This is a genomic window from Pseudomonas sp. SW-3 (assembly GCF_016615645.1).
Lineage (GTDB): Bacteria > Pseudomonadota > Gammaproteobacteria > Pseudomonadales > Pseudomonadaceae > Aquipseudomonas > Aquipseudomonas mandelii.
The window spans coordinates 5,458,626-5,477,179 of the sequence record NZ_CP067098.1 but is presented as its reverse complement, the minus strand read 5'-3'; the positions used below and the strand labels follow the sequence as shown (position 1 = coordinate 5,477,179).

The 18,554-nt window shown below is 60.2% G+C and carries 17 protein-coding genes, 1 tRNA gene and 1 pseudogene; 10 read left to right on the top strand and 9 right to left on the bottom strand.

The window, feature by feature from the left end:
- Positions 1-6: 6 nt before the first annotated feature.
- Positions 7-1,704 carry a molecular chaperone HscC gene (locus JIO00_RS24745; protein WP_077749025.1) on the bottom strand — a complete coding sequence of 566 codons (1,698 nt, stop codon included), beginning with the start codon at positions 1,702-1,704 and terminating at the stop codon, positions 7-9.
- A 234-nt stretch (positions 1,705-1,938) separates the two neighbouring features.
- Here JIO00_RS24745 and JIO00_RS24740 point away from each other — a divergent pair, with 234 nt between their 5' ends.
- Both JIO00_RS24740 and JIO00_RS24735 read left to right on the top strand, forming a co-directional pair.
- Positions 1,939-2,229: a nucleotidyltransferase family protein gene (locus tag JIO00_RS24740; RefSeq protein ID WP_010458330.1), complete on the top strand. Its 291-nt coding sequence runs from the start codon at positions 1,939-1,941 to the stop codon at positions 2,227-2,229.
- Entirely contained in the window at positions 2,226-2,570 is a 345-nt protein-coding gene (locus tag JIO00_RS24735) for a HepT-like ribonuclease domain-containing protein (protein WP_010458329.1), read from the top strand. Before JIO00_RS24740 ends, JIO00_RS24735 begins: the two co-directional genes overlap by 4 nt.
- 35 nt (positions 2,571-2,605) lie before the next feature.
- Here JIO00_RS24735 and JIO00_RS24730 read toward each other — a convergent pair whose 3' ends face one another.
- Positions 2,606-4,024: a short-chain fatty acid transporter gene (locus JIO00_RS24730; RefSeq protein WP_010458328.1), complete on the bottom strand. Its 1,419-nt coding sequence runs from the start codon at positions 4,022-4,024 to the stop codon at positions 2,606-2,608.
- A gap of 202 nt (positions 4,025-4,226) precedes the next feature.
- Between JIO00_RS24730 and JIO00_RS24725 the strand changes: the two genes are divergently transcribed.
- From JIO00_RS24725 to JIO00_RS24715, 4 genes and pseudogenes are all read left to right on the top strand, one after another.
- Positions 4,227-5,540 carry an MFS transporter gene (locus JIO00_RS24725; protein WP_102594943.1) on the top strand — a complete coding sequence of 438 codons (1,314 nt, stop codon included), beginning with the start codon at positions 4,227-4,229 and terminating at the stop codon, positions 5,538-5,540.
- 80 nt (positions 5,541-5,620) lie between these two features.
- Positions 5,621-6,397: pseudogene (locus tag JIO00_RS30260) on the top strand (PAS domain-containing protein); the annotation flags it as partial.
- Positions 6,377-6,985 (top strand): methyl-accepting chemotaxis protein, encoded by a 609-nt coding sequence (locus tag JIO00_RS30255; RefSeq protein ID WP_372242823.1) that lies wholly within the window; start codon positions 6,377-6,379, stop codon positions 6,983-6,985. The pseudogene JIO00_RS30260 and the gene JIO00_RS30255, both read left to right, overlap by 21 nt.
- Positions 6,986-7,041: 56 nt before the next feature.
- Positions 7,042-7,647 carry a flavin reductase family protein gene (locus JIO00_RS24715; protein WP_200667018.1) on the top strand — a complete coding sequence of 202 codons (606 nt, stop codon included), beginning with the start codon at positions 7,042-7,044 and terminating at the stop codon, positions 7,645-7,647.
- Positions 7,648-7,659: 12 nt separating this feature from the next.
- Here the strand turns inward: JIO00_RS24715 and JIO00_RS24710 are convergent, their stop codons facing one another.
- Together JIO00_RS24710 and JIO00_RS24705 are read right to left on the bottom strand one after the other, a co-directional pair.
- Complete coding sequence (locus JIO00_RS24710; RefSeq protein ID WP_077749023.1) at positions 7,660-8,028, bottom strand: cupin domain-containing protein; 369 nt, start codon at positions 8,026-8,028, stop codon at positions 7,660-7,662.
- Between the two features lie 76 nt (positions 8,029-8,104).
- Positions 8,105-8,914: an AraC family transcriptional regulator gene (locus JIO00_RS24705; protein ID WP_077749037.1), complete on the bottom strand. Its 810-nt coding sequence runs from the start codon at positions 8,912-8,914 to the stop codon at positions 8,105-8,107.
- Positions 8,915-9,100: 186 nt separating this feature from the next.
- Here JIO00_RS24705 and ddlA point away from each other — a divergent pair, with 186 nt between their 5' ends.
- The gene (gene ddlA / locus JIO00_RS24700) at positions 9,101-10,195 is read left to right on the top strand and encodes a D-alanine--D-alanine ligase (RefSeq protein WP_010458310.1); all 1,095 of its coding nucleotides are present in this window, start codon (positions 9,101-9,103) and stop codon (positions 10,193-10,195) included.
- 33 nt (positions 10,196-10,228) lie between these two features.
- Positions 10,229-10,573: a gamma-glutamylcyclotransferase family protein gene (locus tag JIO00_RS24695; protein WP_010458309.1), complete on the top strand. Its 345-nt coding sequence runs from the start codon at positions 10,229-10,231 to the stop codon at positions 10,571-10,573.
- A 76-nt stretch (positions 10,574-10,649) separates the two neighbouring features.
- On the opposite strand, the gene JIO00_RS24690 is transcribed toward JIO00_RS24695, so the two are convergent.
- From JIO00_RS24690 to ggt, 3 genes are all read right to left on the bottom strand, one after another.
- The gene (locus JIO00_RS24690) at positions 10,650-11,021 is read right to left on the bottom strand and encodes a helix-turn-helix domain-containing protein (RefSeq protein WP_077749022.1); all 372 of its coding nucleotides are present in this window, start codon (positions 11,019-11,021) and stop codon (positions 10,650-10,652) included.
- A gap of 3 nt (positions 11,022-11,024) precedes the next feature.
- Positions 11,025-11,327 (bottom strand): type II toxin-antitoxin system HigB family toxin, encoded by a 303-nt coding sequence (locus tag JIO00_RS24685; RefSeq protein ID WP_200667017.1) that lies wholly within the window; start codon positions 11,325-11,327, stop codon positions 11,025-11,027.
- A gap of 246 nt (positions 11,328-11,573) precedes the next feature.
- The gene (ggt, locus tag JIO00_RS24680) at positions 11,574-13,406 is read right to left on the bottom strand and encodes a gamma-glutamyltransferase (protein WP_200667016.1); all 1,833 of its coding nucleotides are present in this window, start codon (positions 13,404-13,406) and stop codon (positions 11,574-11,576) included.
- Between the two features lie 164 nt (positions 13,407-13,570).
- On the opposite strand from ggt, the gene JIO00_RS24675 reads away from it, so the two are divergent.
- Positions 13,571-14,680: a DUF2817 domain-containing protein gene (locus tag JIO00_RS24675; protein ID WP_200667015.1), complete on the top strand. Its 1,110-nt coding sequence runs from the start codon at positions 13,571-13,573 to the stop codon at positions 14,678-14,680.
- A 71-nt stretch (positions 14,681-14,751) separates the two neighbouring features.
- Here JIO00_RS24675 and JIO00_RS24670 read toward each other — a convergent pair.
- Positions 14,752-14,828, bottom strand: a tRNA-Met gene (locus JIO00_RS24670).
- Positions 14,829-14,944: 116 nt separating this feature from the next.
- Positions 14,945-17,002 (bottom strand): methyl-accepting chemotaxis protein, encoded by a 2,058-nt coding sequence (locus JIO00_RS24665; RefSeq protein ID WP_010458292.1) that lies wholly within the window; start codon positions 17,000-17,002, stop codon positions 14,945-14,947.
- Positions 17,003-17,334: 332 nt separating this feature from the next.
- On the opposite strand from JIO00_RS24665, the gene JIO00_RS24660 reads away from it, so the two are divergent.
- Positions 17,335-18,552, top strand: coding sequence for an MFS transporter (locus JIO00_RS24660; protein ID WP_200667014.1), 1,218 nt, complete (start codon positions 17,335-17,337; stop codon positions 18,550-18,552).
- The last annotated feature ends 2 nt before the right edge of the window (positions 18,553-18,554 follow it).

Here is an 18,554-nt window from a genome sequence, read left to right as displayed (position 1 = left end):
TGCTCCTTAGTGCCAGAGACCGTTGTCCAGCGTGCCCAGTTGCTGGGTCAGTTCACTGCGCGCTTCACGGATCCGCCGTTCATCCTGCGAATCAAGCACGTGCTGAAACTGTTTGGCCCAATGAGCAATCTGTTCACGCATCTGCCCCAGACTTTCCTGATAGAGACGCTCAAGACGTGCGGTCAACACCGTATTGACCTGCTGATCGCGCGGATGAATCTTCAACAGCGCCAGGCCCTCCAGGCGTTCCTGAATCTCTTCGGGTGTGAGCACGCCGGGGTTGTTTTCGATGACCAGCGAATGCTTGTCGCCCGTCAGGGGAATGACCACCTGGGCTTCGAGCAAACCGTTGTTGTCGTAGGTGAAACGCACGTCGAGGGCGACTTCGCCGGCCTTGCGTTTCGGCACTTTGATGTCCAGTTCGCCCAATGCCACGTTGTCTTTGACCAGGCGGCTTTCGCCCTGAAAGATCTTCAGCAGCACGTGCTCTTGGTTATCTTGCAATGTGTACACCGTCTTGACCCGGCTCACCGGCACGATGCTGTTGCGCTCGATGATCGGCAAGTAATGCCCGCTTTCGTACTGCTGGCCGATTTGGGTCGAAGTCTCGATGCCCAATGTGTAAGAACAGACGTCGGTCAGCACCACTTCTTCCAGCGCGGCGGAGCGTGCTTTCAAGGCAGCCTGGATCGCCGCACCGTGGGCCACGACTTCGTCCGGATCGAGACTGATCGAAGGGAAACGCCCAAACAGGCCGGCCGCCAGTTTGCGCACCAGCGGCATGCGCGTCGTACCGCCCACCAGCAGGATTTCGTCGAGATCACTGACCCGAATCCGCGCGTCTCTCAGGGCCCGCTCGATCGGTGTGCGCAGGCGTTCGAGCAGCGGCGTGTAGAGCGTGGCCAATTGCGCTTGGGTGATGGTTTGCGTCCATTGCTGGCCGTCGACCCGCAGGCTGAATTCGGCGCTGCTGTCCTGGCCCAGGGCTTTGCGCACGCGCTCGGCCTCGCGACGCAAAGGCTGGATGATGCTGTTGCGGTCAGGAAAGTTGTCGGTGTTGCGATGGTGCTCAAGGAAATGCTCAAGCAGCACGCTGTCGAAATCTTCACCACCCAGGAAGTTGTCGCCCGCGCTGGCGCGCACTTCCATGACCCCGTCGAAGAGCTCCAGGATCGACACGTCGAAGGTGCCGCCGCCGAGGTCGAACACCAGGAACGAAGTTTCCTTGTCCCGTTGATGCAGTCCATACGCCAGCGCCGCAGCGGTTGGCTCGTTGATCAGTTTTTCAACCTTCAGACCCGCCAGCTCACCGGCAATGCGCGTGGCCTTGCGCTGGGCATCGCTGAAGTAGGCCGGCACGCTGATCACCGCTTCATGCACGGTTTCGCCGAAGGCCCGCTCGACGTCTTCCTTCAGGCTCTTGAGCACCAGCGCCGAAAGCTCCTCGGGACGGAATGACCGGTCTCCCAGACGCACTTCCGTAGCGCTGCCCATGTGCCGCTTGAACAGCGAAGCGGTCTGGCGCGGGTGAGTGTGCAAACGCTCGCGGGCAGCCTGGCCGACCAGAACCCGGCCCTGATCATCGAGACCCACCACGCTGGGAGTGAGGAACTGGCCGAGTGCATTGGGCACCAACTCGCTGGACTCCCCGCGCCAGACGGCAACGAGGCTGTTGGTGGTTCCCAGGTCAATCCCTACGATCATGGCGATGAACTCCCTTTCCGGCCTGCAAAAAGTTGATACAGATAATATTCGCGCAAGGATATTACCGGAGCAGCGGGGCGGTAAAGGAAAGTAGTGGCACTGAGCTATTATTTGCGGCGGGACGTGGTTTGGTCCGCAAGCGTGGGATGTGACAGAGGGTTACAAGAGGTGCAGTGTCTACCGCTCTCGAGCACTGCTAGACTGGCGCAGTATTGGACTTGGCAAAGGTCACCCATGAAACCTTCTACTGCACTGGATCTAAAACGAGCAGCCGTCCGCGAGGTCGTCGGTCGATTTCGTACGTCCAACCCTCGTGTATTTGGTTCCGCGTTACTCGGGACAGATAAAGAAGGGAGTGACCTTGATTTACTGGTGGACGCTCTCCCAGGGGCCACGCTTTTCGATCTCGGAGGGCTTCAAGTCGAGCTCGAAGATTTGCTGGGGGTCAGTGTTGATCTGCTGACGCCGGGAGATCTTCCGTTGAAGTTTCGTCAGCAGGTACTCGAACAGGCTCGTCCCGTATGACTGTTAACCGTCTCGCAGATTACCTTGACCATATGCGGCAAGCCGCAAGCGATGCGCTGATTTTTGTCGAAGGCTTGAGTAAAGAAGAGTTTTCCGAAGACAAACGTACCCAGCAAGCTGTGATCATGAGCCTCATCATTATTGGTGAAGCAGCCACCAAAGTAATGGATGGCTATGCGGATTTTGCGAGCGAAAATTCACAAGTGCCATGGCGCAGCATGCGAGGTATGCGCAACCGCATTGCTCACGGCTATTTCGATATCAATCTCGAAGTGGTGTGGGATACCGTTCAGACGGCCTTGCCTGAGTTGTTGAAGGTTTTACCCTCCGATCAAATCTGATTGCACCTGCTTTGCACAGGTGCAATCAACTTCGTTTACGGCATCACCGGCGGCGTATACGTCAGCGTCGTCCCCAGCGCCCACAGCAAAAACAGCACCAGCGGCGTGTGCACCAGCAATTGCACGAACGAGAAGCCAATCAAGTCCCGCGCCTTCAACCCGAGCACGCCCAGCAGCGGCAGCATGTAGAACGGGTTGATCAGGTTCGGCAGGGCTTCAGCCGCGTTGTAGATTTGCACGGCCCAACCCAGGTGGTAATTCAGGTCGGTGGCCACCTGCATGACATAAGGCGCTTCGATGATCCATTTGCCGCCGCCGGATGGAATGAAGAAACCGAGAATCGCCGAGTAAACGCCCATCAGCAGCGCATAAGTGTCGTGGGACGCAATGCTGACGAAGAAGGTCGAGATGTGGTGGGCCAGGGTCTGCGCGTCAGTACCTTTGACCGTGGTCATCAGCGCAGCGATCGAGCCGTAGAGCGGAAACTGGATTAGCACGCCGGTGGTGGTCGGCACCGCTCGGGATACGGCATCGAGGAAGCTGCGCGGGCGCCAGTGCAGCAGCGCGCCGAGCATGATGAACAGGAAGTTGTAAGTGTTCAGGCCCGAGATCGCGCTGATCGCCGGTTTAGTCGAAAACTCGTGGAACAGCCACCCTGCGGCCAGCAGCACCAGCAAAATCGTCAGCAACGGGCTGTGCTCCAGCCATTCGCCGGGGCGGGTGCGCGGTTGCAGCGGTGGCAGGTTGAAGCTCGGGTCAATGCCGCAGGCTTCGGCGTCGCGGGCTGTTTTCGGCCCCGGCGCGGTGGCGTAGGCGATGATCAGCGAAATCACGATCAGTGCCAGCAACATGACGCCGGACTGCCAGAGAAAAATGGTCTGGGTGAACGGAATGACGCCGGTGATCGACAGAATCGAGGGCGGCAGGCTGGCCGGGTTGGCCTGTAATTGCGCGGCGGACGACGACAGGCCCAAGGCCCACACGGCGCCAAGGCCCAGATACGCGGCAGCACCGGCGGCGCGGTAATCCATTTTCAGGTCGGTGCGGCGAGCGAGGGCGCGCACCAGCAGACCGCCGAACACCAGCGACAGGCCCCAGTTCAGCAGCGACGCCACCATGGAAATCAACGCGACCCAGGCTACGGCCGAGCGGCCGTTTTTCGGGATCCGGGCCAGGCGGTCGATGAGTTTTACTGCGGGCGGGGAGCTGGCGACCACATAACCGCCGATGACCACGAACGCCATCTGCATGGTGAACGGGATCAGGCTCCAGAACCCATCACCGAAAGCCATGGCCGCGTCAGTGGGTTTGGCGCCCATGAACAGGGTCGCCACGGCCACGATGATCACCGCCAACGCGGCAAATACCCACGAGTCGGGGAACCAGCGTTCGGCAAAACTTGAACAGCGCAGGGCAAAGCGGGCGGAGCGGGTATCTTCGATATCAGCGGCCACGGGAGTACCTCGAATTTTTATGTTTATTGTGGTCTTTGGGGCGGCAAAGGCCCGTCTGGACAGGTGCCAACAGTAATTCAATCGGTCATTTTTTTGTGACGAAGATTAACCAGACTGAGACTTTGGTCTAACGGGTTGTCGGTGGACGCGTTTGCGTAGACCATGGGCGCCTTGGTTTTTTGCCCGTGCCAGAGTTCTTTTCATGACTGCCAATACCGATTCGCGCCCGGCGCCGTTCAGCCGCTCGGACTACAAGACCCTTGGCCTGGCGGCCCTTGGCGGCGCCCTGGAAATCTACGATTTCATCATTTTCGTCTTTTTCGCGCTGACCCTCAGCCAGCTGTTTTTCCCACCGGAAATGCCCGAGTGGCTGCGCTTGCTGCAAAGCTTCGGGATTTTCGTGACGGGTTATCTGGCGCGCCCATTGGGCGGCATTCTGATGGCGCATTTCGCCGACCGGCTGGGGCGCAAGAAGGTCTTCAGCCTGAGCATCCTGATGATGGCGCTGCCGTGCCTGCTGATCGGCATCATGCCGACCTACGCCCAGATCGGCTATTTCGCACCGCTGCTGCTGTTGGTCCTGCGGGTCCTGCAGGGCGCTGCGGTCGGCGGTGAAGTGCCGAGCGCCTGGGTGTTCGTCGCCGAGCACGCGCCGGCCGGGCATCGCGGTTATGCCCTGGGCTTCTTGCAAGCCGGGCTGACCTTTGGCTACCTGATCGGCGCCCTGACCGCGACCTTTCTGGCGCAGGCGTTCACCCCGGCGGAAATCCTCGATTACGCCTGGCGTTACCCGTTCCTGCTGGGCGGCGTGTTTGGGGTGATTGGCGTCTGGCTACGCCGCTGGCTCAGCGAAACCCCGGTGTTCATGGCCATGCAGGCCAAGCGCGAGGCCGCTGTCGAACTGCCGCTGCGCACGGTCTTGCGCGAACATCGCCTGGCGATATTGCCAGCGATGCTCCTCACCTGCGTACTGACGTCGGCGGTGGTGGTGTTCGTGGTCATCACCCCGACCATGATGCAGAAAACCTTCGGCATGACTGCCAGCCACACCTTCGCCTTGAGTGCCTTGGGCATTGTGTTCCTGAACATCGGCTGTGTACTCGCCGGGCTGCTCGTCGATCGCATCGGCGCCTGGCGCACGGTCATGCTCTATAGCCTGCTGCTGCCGCTGGGCATCGGCGTGCTTTATACGTGCCTGATCACCGGGGGCCAATGGATCGGCTTGGCCTACGCGATTGCCGGACTCGGTTGCGGGGTCGTCGGCGCGGTGCCGTCGGTGATGATCAGCCTGTTTCCCGCGCGAATTCGCGTCTCGGGGATTTCCTTCACCTACAACATTGCCTACGCAGCGTGGGCGAGTGTCACACCGTTGTTGCTGATCGGTCTGATGCCGTGGAGTCCGTGGATTTGCGTGATCTTCAGCGCGGTGATGGGCGCGGTGGGCGTGAGCAGCGCTGCTTATTTCGGCACACGGATGCCCCGGGTTGAGCATTGCCCGGCCGCTGGCACGGCATGAACGCAAGGTCACGCAGGCGTGCCGCAACTATTTTTGTAGGACAACCCTGAAACGCTCTTCAGAAAATATCCGCAAGGCCGATGGCTAGGCTGCATGCCGCTTTCCATTCCTGTCCATCGGTGCTTTCCATGTTCAACAAACGCTTGAAGCAGGAGCTGTCGGCTCTTCGCGAAGAACTCTCCAGCCTTCAGCAAGTGAAGGACAGTCTGGAAAGCGAGATGCTGGTCCTGACCCTGGATCCTGATGGACGGATTCAATTGGTCAACCAGAACTTCCTCGGCGAGATGCTCTACAAAAGCAGCGACCTGATCGGCCGGCACATTGAAGACATCGTCCCGCCCCATGTGAAATCGGACGAATTCCACCTCCGCTTCAAGGCTGCACTGAACCGCCGCGAGCACTTTGCCGGCGCCGTGCGTTTGCTGCGGGGCAATGGCAAGGAAGCCTGGTTGCGTTCGATTGTGCAGCCCGTGTTGTCCTCGGAGGGGCGGATCAAGCACTTCTCGATTTATTCCAGCGACCTGACCCGCACCATCGAGGCGTCCCGCGAGCATGAGAACCTGATCGGCGCGCTGGTGCGTTCGACGGCGGTCATCGAGTTCGATCTCAATGGCAATGTGTTGGCGGCCAACGAGCGGTTCCTCAGCGGCATGGGTTACAGCCTGGCGCAAATCAAGGGCAAACATCACCGTACGTTCTGCGAGCCTGAAGAGTACAACAGCGCGGAATACCAGAACTTCTGGCGCCGCCTGAACGCCGGCGAATTCGTGGCAGGCCGCTTCAAGCGTGTGGACAACCACGGTCGTGTGGTCTGGCTGGAGGCGTCCTACAACCCGGTGGTGGATGCCAACAACACGCTCTACAAAGTGGTGAAATTCGCCACGGTGATTACCGATCAGGTCAATCAGGAGCAGGCGGTCGCCGAAGCGGCCAACATCGCCTACAGCACCTCCCAGCAAACCGATCAAAGCGCTCAGCGTGGAACCGCCGTGGTGACTCAGGCGGTGGACGTAATGCGTGACCTGGCCCGGCACATGCAAACCGCCGGCGAAGGCATCGAAGCGTTGAACGAGCAGTCGCTGGTGATTGGCACCATCGTCAAAACCATCAGCGGCATTGCCGAACAGACCAACCTGCTGGCGCTTAACGCGGCCATCGAAGCGGCGCGCGCCGGTGAACAGGGGCGAGGTTTTGCGGTGGTGGCGGATGAAGTCCGGCAGTTGGCGTCCCGTACCAGCCAGGCCACCGATGAAATCGTTGGCGTGGTACGCCAGAACCAGGACATGGCGCGCAATGCCGTGGCCCTGATGACCGACGGCAAACTTCAGGCTGAACAAGGCCTGGCGCTGGCGGCGGAAGCGGGCACGGTGATCGTCGAGATTCAGGACGGCGCACAGAAAGTGGTGAACGCGGTCGGGCAGTTTGCCAATCAACTGGCGACTTGATACCTGACCTCCTGGTGGAAATCGCTACAATCGGCGTTTTCCCAGGAGCAGCCCTCATGAGCGTTTCTCACCGCCGTCCGGTTCCCTTGTCCAAGGCTTATCGCTTGCTCAATCACGGGCCGACCGTGCTGGTCAGCGCGGCGCATGACGGCAAGCGCAACATCATGGCCGCGGCCTGGACCATGCCTTTGGACTTCGAACCGCCGAAAATCGCCGTGGTGCTGGACAAGTCCACCTGGACCCGACAACTGCTGGAAGCGTCGGGCACCTTCGTGCTGAACGTTCCCTGCGCCGCCCAGGCCGACATCGCCCAGACTGTGGGCTCGACGTCGGGCCTGGAGCTGACTCAGGGCCAGGGCCAGGGCCTGGACAAGTTTCAGGTCTACGGCCTGCAGACGTTCAGTGGCGAGCTGATCGATGTGCCGATGCTTGAAGGTTGCGTCGCCTGGCTGGAGTGCCGACTGCTGCCGGAGCCCAACAACCATCAGCAATACGACCTGTTCCTGGCCGAGGTGATTGCCGCCCAGGCCGATGAGCGCGTGTTCAGCGAAGGCCGTTGGCACTTCGAGGGACACGATGCGCTACGCACCCTGCATCATGTGGCGGGCGGGCATTTCCTGACGATCGGTGAGCCGGTGGACGGCAAGACTCTGCAGCCGTAAACCGGCTGCCTTTTACACCCAGACGTCATTCTGCGCCGTGCGTTCGCCGCCTTCGCTGCCTGTATTCAGCACACCCTTGGGCTCGATCAGCAGCAGTTTCACTTCCTGCGCGGCAGAGGGTTTGTGCTCGACACCCTTTGGCACCACGTACATTTCGCCCGCGTTCAGCAGGACGTGGCCATCGCGAAAGTCGATGCGCAGCTGCCCCTCGAGCACGATGAAGGTCTCGTCGGTGTCCAGGTGATCGTGCCAGATGAAATCCCCCAGCAGTTTCACCACTTTGAACTGGTAGTCGTTCATCTCGGCGATGACCCGAGGGCTCCAGTGCGAGTCGATCCGGGCGATTTTTTCAGCGAAGTTCAGGCTTTGGTAGGCGTTCATGAAGAAAGCTCTCGTGGTTGATCGTGAAGCCACGATAGTCAGCACGGCAGCGGGCTTCTTGTACGATTGTGCGCGCTCAGCGGCGGTGCATTTTCATCCAGCGGGCCGGTGAGAGGCCGTATGCCTTGCTGAATTGCCGGGTCATGTGGCTCTGGTCGGTGAAACCGGCGATCAGTGCGGCACTGACCAGAGACTGGCCCTGGATCAGCAGGGCGCGGACCAGGTCCAGGCGACGCATGGTCAGGTATCGATAAGGGCTGGTGCCAAACAACAGGCGGAAATCCCTCGACAGACTCCAGCGATCCCGACCGCTGTGCTGCGCCAGTTCCTCCAGTGTCACCGTGCGATCCAGGGCGCTGTGGATGAACTCCCGCGCGCGCTCCGCCGCCACGTAGTCGAAGCGTTGGCGTTTACCGGGCGCGCCGGAGACAGTGCTCAATGCCTGCGCCAGATCGAACAGCGCGTCCTGCTCTTCCAGTGGATCGAGGGGGCAATCCAGGCTTCGCAGCAGCACGTCGGTGGCGGCGAACAGGCGTGGGTCGGTCGACAATCCGGTCTTGATGAACGGCAGCGGTTGCCCGCCGAGTATCTGCTGGATCAGCGCCGGCTCGATGTACATCATCCGGTACTTGAAGCCGGCCTCGGTGCCAGCCTCGCCATCGTGGACTTCGTCCGGGTGCAGCACCAGGGTCCCGCCGGGCAGGCTGTGGCGCCAGCCGCCGCGGTATTGAAAACTCTGCACGCCGGCCAGGGTCCGGCCGATTGCGTAGGTGTCATGGCGGTGAAGGTCGTAGCCGTGGCCGGCAAAAAATGCCTCGAAACGCTGAACCCCGCCCACGTCGGGGGCGCGATGGAACCAGTCGATGGGAGGCGTGTGCTTGGCCATGGTGTCGTTGTCTTGAGCGCAATGTCGATCACGGTAACCCAGGGACCGGCCACCTGTCTGCTGGCCGACAAAACCCATGGGGCTGGTAGAAAACCGCATACAAATGTAGCAAGGTATCGAGCATTCTCTGCACCCTGTAAGCCATCGAGGCGCGGGTGCGTTTGATCGTTCGTCGAGGTGTCTGGTATGAGCAAACTGCGGGTAGGGATTATTTTTGGTGGTCGTTCGGCGGAGCACGAAGTATCGCTGCAATCGGCGAAAAACATCGTCGATGCGCTGGATCGGTCGCGCTTCGAACCGGTGCTGATCGGTATCGACAAGCAAGGCCATTGGCACCTCAATGATCCATCGAACTTCCTGCTCAACCAGGAAAATCCGGCCCTGATCGCCCTCAACCAGTCCAACCGGGAACTGGCCGTGGTGCCGGGCAAGGCCAGCCAGCAATTGGTCGAAACCTCGAGTCAGGAAATGCTGGGTCACGTCGACGTGATCTTCCCGATCGTGCACGGCACGCTGGGTGAAGACGGTTGCCTGCAAGGCCTGCTGCGCATGGCGGATTTACCCTTTGTCGGCTCCGATGTGCTCGGCTCGGCGGTGTGCATGGACAAGGACATCAGCAAGCGGCTGTTGCGTGACGCCGGGATTGCAGTCACGCCCTTCGTGACCCTGACTCGTGCCAGCGCCGCGCGCACCGGGTTCGCCGAGGTCCAGGCCAAACTCGGTCTGCCGCTGTTCGTGAAGCCGGCGAACCAGGGGTCGTCCGTGGGCGTCAGCAAGGTCAGTGACGAAGCCGAGTACACGGCGGCAGTGGAACTGGCCCTGGGTTTCGATGAAAAAGTATTGATCGAATCCGCCGTCAACGGTCGCGAGATCGAGTGCGCGGTGCTGGGCAACGAAGATGCCATCGCCAGCGGTTGTGGCGAGATCGTGGTGCGCAGCGGCTTCTATTCCTACGACAGCAAATACATCGACGCTCAAGCGGCAGAGGTCGTGGTGCCGGCCAACATCAGCAGCGAGGCCAGTGAGCGCATCCGCGCCTTGGCTGTCGAGGCGTTTCAGGTGCTCGGCTGTTCCGGGCTGGCGCGGGTCGATGTGTTCCTGACCGACAGCGGCGAAGTGCTGATCAACGAAATCAACTCGCTGCCCGGCTTCACCCGAATCAGCATGTACCCCAAGCTCTGGCAAGCCACCGGCATGACTTACAGCGAGCTGGTCAGCCGCTTGATCGATCTGGCGCTGGAGAAGCACAAGGCACGGCAAGCGTTGAAGATCACCCGATAAGCTACTCGGGACTATTCAAACAAGGATTTATGGATGAGCGATAAAACGGAGTACCTGTTTTCCTACGGCACCTTGCAGGACAAAGTCGTGCAACTGGCCAACTTCGGGCGCGAGCTCAGCGGCAGTGCCGATGCGATGCTGGGGTACGAGCAGTCCTGGGTCGAAATCACCGACCCAGAGGTGTTGGCCACCAGCGGCAAGACTCACCATCCGATTCTTCGTCCGGGAAGCGATAGCAGCGTCCCGATTCCCGGCATGGTGTTCCAGATCACACCCGAGGAACTAGCCGCCGCCGACAGTTATGAGGTATCGGATTACAAGCGTGTCAGCGTAGTCCTTCAATCCGGGATTGAAGCGTGGGTGTACGTGAGCGTGTAGTGTGCCTGCGTGATATCCGATGAGCCGGGGAGGGGAGATTTTCAGCGTCGGCCAGTATGCTTCGACCGACGTTTGATCAAGCTTGTTTCATAGGTTTAATCAGGCTCTCTGCTGGTATTCCGAACAGATCATGTAGTTTCCATATCATCGGGAGCGTCAACGCACGCTTGCCATTAAGCACTTCGTAAACCCGGTTTGTCCGGCCAATGGCAGGCGCAAGGTCCGCTGCGGACAGACCTGATTGTTCCATGCGAAATTTTATCGCATCGATTGGATTGGGCAGATCAACTGGAAACTGCTTCGATTCATAAGCTTCGATCAGTGTGATCATGATGTCGAAATAATCCCCTTCAGGCGTGCCAGGCTCTGGCTCATTGTCGAAAAGGGCAGATACAGTCTTGAGGGCTGCGCGGTAGTCCTCGTCGGTGTGAATCGGACGAATGTTCATTGGTTACTCCATCTCGACGGTATCGGCGTCGATTGCGTCGTACTGCTTGTGAGTGCCGACAAATTTTATGTAAACGGCGCCGAAGCGATAAGCCACAGCGACTACCAGCCGAAAGTCATTACCCTTGATGTTGAACACGACTCTACGGCTCTTGAGAATGCTGGCGGTAGCAAAGTGCGCTTTTATGTTCGCAGGTGTTTTCCACTCGGCATTTCTTGCCTCGTCAATCCAAGCTAGTAAGGATTGTTCTGCGTCCGGGTAGCGCTCCCAAAAACTTTTAAGCTTACTAATGGCGATAATTCTCATGGCGTGATCCTAGTCCCGTGATGGGACTGATGCAAGTCTGTGGATGTGTGGCCGATGGGAGGTGCGGATTCGACTTTGTACCTAGGTGCTTCGGGTGGCTGAACTGATGCGAAAAATGATCTTTGAACTCTATCGAAGAAGCAGTGGTGTGCAGGTAGGAAAAGTCGGCGCGAGGTAGCCGAACAGGACTCATTACATACAAAAAAGGCCTACCTCCCGGTAAGCCTTTTCCACCCTCTGTAGGAATCAATCCCCCAACGCAGCCCCCTCACGCCGAGGATCGGCCCCGCCCGCCAACGAAGCCTTCCCCTGCGCATCCTTCACCCGGACAATCGCCTGGGTGCCGCTGGTCATGTCGATCTCGCTCACGCTGTGCCCTTTGTCCTTCAGCGCCTGCATCAACCCGGCGCTGAACTGACCCTCTTCCAGTTCCGTCGGGCCGTTGCGGCTGCCGAAGTTGGGCAGGCTGATGGCGGCTTGCGGGTCGAGGTTCCAGTCGAGCAGGCCGATGGTGGATTTGGCGACGTATTCGATGATTTGCGAACCGCCCGGCGAGCCGATGGTGGCGAGGAATTCGCCGCTCTGACGGTCGAAAATCAGCGTCGGTGCCATGGACGAGCGGGGGCGTTTGCCGGGTTCGACGCGGTTGGCGACTTTCTGCCCGTTTTCTTCGGGGATGAACGAGAAGTCGGTCATCTGATTGTTGAGCAGAAAACCCTGAACTATCACGTGCGAGCCAAACGCGGATTCGACGGTGGTGGTCATGGACACCGCGCCACCTTCGTCATCGACCGCGACCACTTGCGAGGTCGAGATGCGCAGCGGTGAACGGTCCGGTGCATAGGCGATCTTGATGCCCGGTGGGGTGCCGGGTTTGGCCGTGCCCATGCTGCGGTCACCGATCAGGGCGGCGCGGCTGGCCAGGTAGCTCGGGTCCACCAGGCCTTTGACAGGGACGGGCACGAAGTCGGCGTCGGCCAGATAGAGCGCGCGGTCGGCGTAGGCCAGGCGCTCGGCTTCGGCAATCAGGTGCACGGCTTCTGGCGTCGGCTCGGTGCCGGCGGGTTTGTCGGTCTTGACCGGTTTCATTGAGGCCAAGGCAAAACGCTGGTCGCGTACTTCCAGCGCCTGGAGTGTGCCGAGGATCTGCGCCACGGCGATCCCGCCCGACGACGGTGGCGGCATGCCGCAGACCTGCCAGCGTTTGTAGTCGGTGCATAGCGGCGCGCGTTCCTTGGCCGTATAGCCTTGGAGATCGTTCAGCGACAGACTGCCAGGGTTGGCGTGGCCCTGAACCTTGGCGACGATTTCTTGCGCAACCGGCCCTTTGTACAACGCATCGGGACCTTCTGTGGCGATGCGTTTGAGCACGGCGGCCAGTGCCGGGTTTTTCAGCTGAGTGCCGGCGGCTTTCGGGCTGCCATCGGCATTCAGGAAGTACGCCATCATGTCAGGCGAGCGACGCATGGAGGAATCTGAAGCGATCAGCTGATGCAAGCGCGGCGAGATGGCGAAACCTTGCTCCGCGAGTCGGATGGCCGGTTCGAACAGTTGCGCCCATGGCAGACGACCGTGCTTCTGATGTGCCAGCTCAAGCGCTCGCAACACACCGGGCGTGCCCACTGAGCGACCCCCAATCTGCGCCTGGGTGAAGGCCATCGGTTTGCCGTCGGCTTGTAGGAAAAGCTTCTCCGTGGCGCCGGCCGGTGCGGTTTCGCGACCGTCGTAAGTGCGCACGTTCTTGCCATCCCACAACACAATGAACGCGCCGCCGCCGATGCCCGAGGATTGAGGTTCCACCAGCGTCAACACCGCTTGCATGGCAATCGCGGCATCCACCGCCGAGCCGCCCTGACGCAGCATCTCGCGCCCGGCCTCGGCCGCCAGAGGGTTGGCTGCCGCCGCCATGTGTTTCGAGGCGTGCCGGGTTTGCAGGTCGGTGCGATAACCCGAGGCGACTTCCGGCGCGATCGGCAATGTCGACGTGGGCGGGGCGTTGCACGCTGCAAGGGTCAGCGCGGTGGCGATCAGCGAAAAGGCTGACAGGCGATAGCGGCTCAAGCGGAAGGCTGAGAACACGTTGGGCACTCCGTCCGTGGGAAAAGATCAGGGGACTTTATCGGCCGACAGGGCGTGGTGCAAACCACGGATGAGAGCCAAGACGCTTTTACCCTTCATGAGTTGACGGATTTTCTGTAGGGTCGAGGGCATCAGACGGGTCAGAAAATCAACAAGAGGCAGCCATGCAGACCGAGTTTCCCACCCAGCCGAGTTATCGCACTCAGCGTGAGCAATTCCTCGCCGCAGCGACTGCGGCCGGAGCGACGTTGACTGAATATCCGCATCCCCTCAAAGGACCTTTCGGTGAACCCTTGAGCACCGATGTGGCGGTGTTGGGTGATCCAGGTGCCAAGCGATTGCTGATTGCGTTGAGCGGCACCCATGGGGTGGAAGGTTTCTATGGCTCGGGATGCCAGATCAAGTGGATGCAGGAGTTGGGCAAGCGTTCACTGCCGGTCGATGTCGCGGTGGTGTTGATCCACCTGATCAATCCCTGGGGCACCGCATGGCTGCGTCGGGTCAACGAAGACAACATCGATCTGAACCGCAATCACCTGAACTTCGAACGTCCGCTGCCGGACAATCAGGCTTACGCAGCGCTGCATGACATCTATGCGTTCACTGAGTTGCGGGGGCCCGAACGTGAGCGCGCCGACGCCTTGCTCGACGGACAGATTCGCGAACACGGCTGGCCAGCGGTGATGTCGATCGTCGAGGGCGGCCAGCACAGTCATCCCGATGGCCTGTTTTATGGCGGCCTGGCGCCGAGCTGGTCGAACCGCACGCTGCACGAAATCCTGCAAACGCATGTTGCCCACGCCGAGGTCGCGATGTGTTTCGATTTGCACACCGGCGCTGGCGAGTACGGTCATCCGATGTTGCTGACCATCACCGAGGCGGCTTATCCGGCGCTACCCGATGCGCAGGCCATTTATGGTCCCTGGCTCTACACGTTGCTGACCGGTGCCGACACCTTGAGTGAAACCGGCGTGGCGGCCACCGCGACGGGCTACACCTCGCAGGCACTGATCAATGCACTGCCGCAGGTCAAACTGATGCCGTTCGTGATCGAGTGCGGGACGTATCCGGGGCCGGACGTTCATCGTCATTTGCGCGATGACCACTGGCTGCATCTGCACGGCAATCCAAGTAATGCGGTGGGGCGCGAGATCAAACTGAATCTGCTGGAGCAGTTCTATCCTGCCGACAGCGACTGGCAGGCGATGGTCTGGCTGCGGACGTGGCAGATTTGGGAGCGCGCGTTATCGGCGTTGCCGACGGTTCGTTCTTGAAGTGCTGTTAGGGGCACTTTTCGCGAGGCATAAAAAAACGGCCTACCTTTCGGTAAGCCGTTTTTAGTACTTGGTGGCTACACAGGGACTTGAACCCCGGACCCCAGCATTATGAATGCTATGCTCTAACCAACTGAGCTATGTAGCCAAGTGGCGCGCATTATTCACCGGTAATGCAGATGCGTCAAGCGTAAATCCAAAATATTTCTCTACGCTTTCAACCGCTTATCCACCTGAGCCGAATATTCGGGCCGGGTGAGGGCATCAACTGAGCTGAAATCTCCCGGTATTGGCACTCAAGGCCTTGCTGCCCTGGCTCAAGGTGTCCGCCGCCAGGTTCACCGCCCGCGCGCCTTCGAGCAACCTTACCGCGGCCTGATCGACCTGCTGGATGTTGCCGCTGACTTCATCGGCGGTGCTGGCCTGTTCCTCAACTGCCGTGGCGATCTGCGCCAGGGTGTCGGTAACGCCTTGCACCGCGTGGGCAATTTCCCCGAGGCGTTCGCCCAGGCCGGTGACCGACTGGGCATCACTTTGCGCTTGGCTACAGGCCGCTTCCATCAGGCTGACCGCCTCATTCACCGTGCTGCGCAGACTGTCGACAGTGCCGGCGATCTGCGCGGTGGAGGACTGAGTGCGTTGCGAGAGGCTGCGCACTTCATCCGCCACCACCGCAAAGCCGCGACCCTGTTCGCCCGCGCGAGCCGCCTCGATCGCCGCGTTGAGCGCCAGCAGATTAGTCTGCTCGGCCACGCCGCGAATGGTGTCGACCACCAATTGAATCTGCTGGCCTTGTTCGCTCACCCGGCCGAGTGCCGCCGCCGTGTCGTTCAAGCGCTGGTTGAGCTGCTGAATGCTCGCCGTGGTGCGTTGGCTGTCGCGGCTGCTGTCGGCCGCAATGCGTTGGGTGTGTTGAGCACTGCCGGACGCCTGTTCGCAACTCTGGGCGACACCCTGAGAGGTCGCGGCCAACTGCGTGGCCGCAGCGGCGATCTGGCTGATCTGCAATTGCTGCGCTTCAACTTCGCCCAAGGCGCCGCTGGAGTGATGGTTGAGGGTGCGCACCGCGTTGCTCACCTGCAAGGTTTCGTGATCGACCCCCAGCAAACTGTTGCGCAGCTGCACCACGGCGACATTCAGGGCCGTGCTGATGGCCGCCAGTTCGTCGCGCCCCTGCACCGGCACTTGCAGGCTTAGGTTGCCGTCGCGCAATGCTTCAGCCAGCAGGGTGATGCCGCTGGCGCTGCGACGGATCGAGGCCTGCAAGCAGATGAACAGGTACAGCGCGGCCAGCAGCAGGCAGCCAAAGATCGTCGCCACCAGAATAAACTGGCTGATCGCCGAGCCATGGTAGTAATCCAGGCGTTGATCCAGCGAAACCAATGACTGCTGGCGCAGCGAGGCGAGGTCGGTGAGCAGGCTGTCGAGGCTGCGTTCGAATTCTTCCGGCTTGAGCTTGATGCTGCCGCCGAAGACGCCGTCATCGAGGACTTTCAGTTCAGCATCGAGATGCTTGAGGCTGTCGTGATATTGCCCGGCCCAGCTTTGCAACGCGCTGGGCAGGCGTGCTTCCAGCAGGCTGGCGGTTTTCGCCAGCTGTTCCCGGGCATCGCCGATACGACTGCGCAAATCGCGCAATTGCAGACGGCTTTGCAGGGTGAACTGCCCGGACACCACCGATGCCTGACCGACGCTGGCCAGACGGCCAACCCGCTCAATCAGGTCCGGCGCATGCTGTGTCGAGATTTGCGTCAGCAAGTAGGTTTCCAGCCACGGCGCGAGGGTCAGGCGATTGTCCATGGCGATCTGCTCGCGCAGGGCTTGCAGCGCACTCAAGGCATTGGTGAAACGATCGTAGCCATCCGGCCACCAACCAACGCTGCTCAGGCTTTTCGAGTCGAGGCCGTTGAGGGCGGTTTGCAGCGCCTGATAACGGGTCAGGGTTTCGCCCTCGGCGCCTTCGGTTTTCAGCGCATCACCGAGGTCCGAGGTGGCTTGGGCGACGGCGGGTTGAACCGCATCGAACCCAGCCATCGCGGCAAGGGTTGCAGGCGTTGGCTGGCGATTGGTTTCCGTCGCACGCCAGCGGGCGGCGCGGTCACGTTGGGCGGCGAGCAGGTTATCGAGCGCATCCAGGGCGAGCAGTTGCCGAACACCGGCACGTTCGCCGGAGATCAAGTTAAGTTTGGCGCGATAGTCCTGACCAATCATCACCAGGCTGCCTGCCAGCGGCAGGATAAACAGCAGAAACAACAACTGAAATTTGCGTGCGAAGCCAAAACGCCCCAGCAATCCGATCCCCGGTGATAAAAAAGCCTGCATGCCCCATGACTCCTCTGAACACCACGCACCAATGGCGTGCGTCGAGGCCGTTGCGACCGCGACTTGTGCCCTTTTAAAAGGCCTCGAAAGTTCACCCTTGTCAGCTCTGTAGGCCGACTCTGTAGCGAAACTTCCCATTCTCGGTCCCCTTTGTAAGGGGCCGCGTTGAAGCGGATTAACAAGGCAAGATTCAGACCATGGCGTTGCGCTATCACCTTCTTGGCGATGAGTGTCGAGGTCGTTAGCAGGCTAAGGGGATGGCGCTGCCGCACTGAAAAATGGCACATTGACGCACCTGCCTGCGTGCACCCATCTGCTGTACGGAAATTCTCATGGCTATCAGCAATGTTCAGACCGGCACGACGTCGGCACCCGCGACTTCACAAAGCAGCCCTCTGGTCATGCGCATCATTGGCGCGGTGGCGCTGGCGCATTTGATCAATGACCTGATCCAGTCGGTTCTACCGTCGATTTATCCGATGTTGAAAGCCTACTATGGCCTGACATTTACCCAGGTTGGATTGATCACTTTGACGTTCCAGCTGACGGCTTCGCTGTTGCAGCCATGGGTCGGTTACCACACCGATCGCCATCCCAAGCCCTGGCTGCTACCGGCGGGAACCGTCTGCACGCTGATCGGTATTTTGATGATGTCGGTGGTCGGTACTTTTCCGCTGATTCTGCTGGCGGCGGGGTTGATTGGCATCGGCTCGTCGACCTTTCACCCGGAAGCTTCTCGCGTGGCTCGACTGGCCTCGGGCGGGCGATTCGGTCTGGCGCAATCGACCTTTCAGGTCGGCGGCAATGCCGGCTCGGCCTTCGGCCCGTTGCTGGCAGCGGCGATCATCATTCCCTTCGGCCAGGGCCATGTGGCGTGGTTTGGATTGTTCGCCGTGTTTGCGCTGTTCGTGCTCTATCGGATCAGCCGCTGGTACGCCAACCACTTAAACCTGTTCAAGCTCAAACAAGGTCAGGCGGCGACGCACGGCCTGTCGAAACGCCGGGTGATCAGCGCGCTGGTGGTGCTCGGGCTGCTGGTGTTCTCCAAGTATTTCTACATGGCCAGTTTCACCAGCTACTTCACCTTCTACCTGATCGAGAAGTTCGACCTGTCGGTGGCCAGTTCGCAGCTGCATCTGTTCCTGTTCCTGGGCGCCGTGGCGGCGGGGACGTTCTTCGGTGGGCCGATTGGCGACAAGATCGGGCGGAAGGCGGTGATCTGGTTCTCGATCCTTGGCGTGGCGCCGTTCACGCTGATCCTGCCTCACGTTGATCTGTTCTGGACCAGCATTCTGAGCGTGCTGATCGGCTTTATCCTCGCGTCAGCCTTTTCGGCCATTGTGGTGTACGCACAGGAACTGGTGCCGGGCAATGTCGGCATGATTGCCGGGGTGTTCTTCGGATTGATGTTCGGTTTTGGCGGGATTGGCGCGGCGTTGCTCGGGCATCTGGCGGATGTCCACGGCATCGAATACGTGTACTTTCTGTGCTCGTTCCTGCCATTGTTTGGCGTACTCGCGATCTTCCTGCCAAGAACCAAAAAGGCGTAGCA

Bases quoted from the DNA above. Each gene is read 5' to 3' on its own strand.
- JIO00_RS24745 (WP_077749025.1), bottom strand. From the start codon at position 1,704: ATGATCGTAGGGATTGACCTGGGAACCACCAACAGCCTCGTTGCCGTC.
- JIO00_RS24740 (WP_010458330.1), top strand. From the start codon at position 1,939: ATGAAACCTTCTACTGCACTGGATCTAAAACGAGCAGCCGTCCGCGAG.
- JIO00_RS24735 (WP_010458329.1), top strand. From the start codon at position 2,226: ATGACTGTTAACCGTCTCGCAGATTACCTTGACCATATGCGGCAAGCC.
- JIO00_RS24725 (WP_102594943.1), top strand. From the start codon at position 4,227: ATGACTGCCAATACCGATTCGCGCCCGGCGCCGTTCAGCCGCTCGGAC.
- JIO00_RS24715 (WP_200667018.1), top strand. From the start codon at position 7,042: ATGAGCGTTTCTCACCGCCGTCCGGTTCCCTTGTCCAAGGCTTATCGC.
- JIO00_RS24710 (WP_077749023.1), bottom strand. From the start codon at position 8,028: ATGAACGCCTACCAAAGCCTGAACTTCGCTGAAAAAATCGCCCGGATC.
- JIO00_RS24705 (WP_077749037.1), bottom strand. From the start codon at position 8,914: ATGGCCAAGCACACGCCTCCCATCGACTGGTTCCATCGCGCCCCCGAC.
- ddlA (WP_010458310.1), top strand. From the start codon at position 9,101: ATGAGCAAACTGCGGGTAGGGATTATTTTTGGTGGTCGTTCGGCGGAG.
- JIO00_RS24695 (WP_010458309.1), top strand. From the start codon at position 10,229: ATGAGCGATAAAACGGAGTACCTGTTTTCCTACGGCACCTTGCAGGAC.
- JIO00_RS24690 (WP_077749022.1), bottom strand. From the start codon at position 11,021: ATGAACATTCGTCCGATTCACACCGACGAGGACTACCGCGCAGCCCTC.
- JIO00_RS24685 (WP_200667017.1), bottom strand. From the start codon at position 11,327: ATGAGAATTATCGCCATTAGTAAGCTTAAAAGTTTTTGGGAGCGCTAC.
- JIO00_RS24675 (WP_200667015.1), top strand. From the start codon at position 13,571: ATGCAGACCGAGTTTCCCACCCAGCCGAGTTATCGCACTCAGCGTGAG.
- JIO00_RS24665 (WP_010458292.1), bottom strand. From the start codon at position 17,002: ATGCAGGCTTTTTTATCACCGGGGATCGGATTGCTGGGGCGTTTTGGC.
- JIO00_RS24660 (WP_200667014.1), top strand. From the start codon at position 17,335: ATGGCTATCAGCAATGTTCAGACCGGCACGACGTCGGCACCCGCGACT.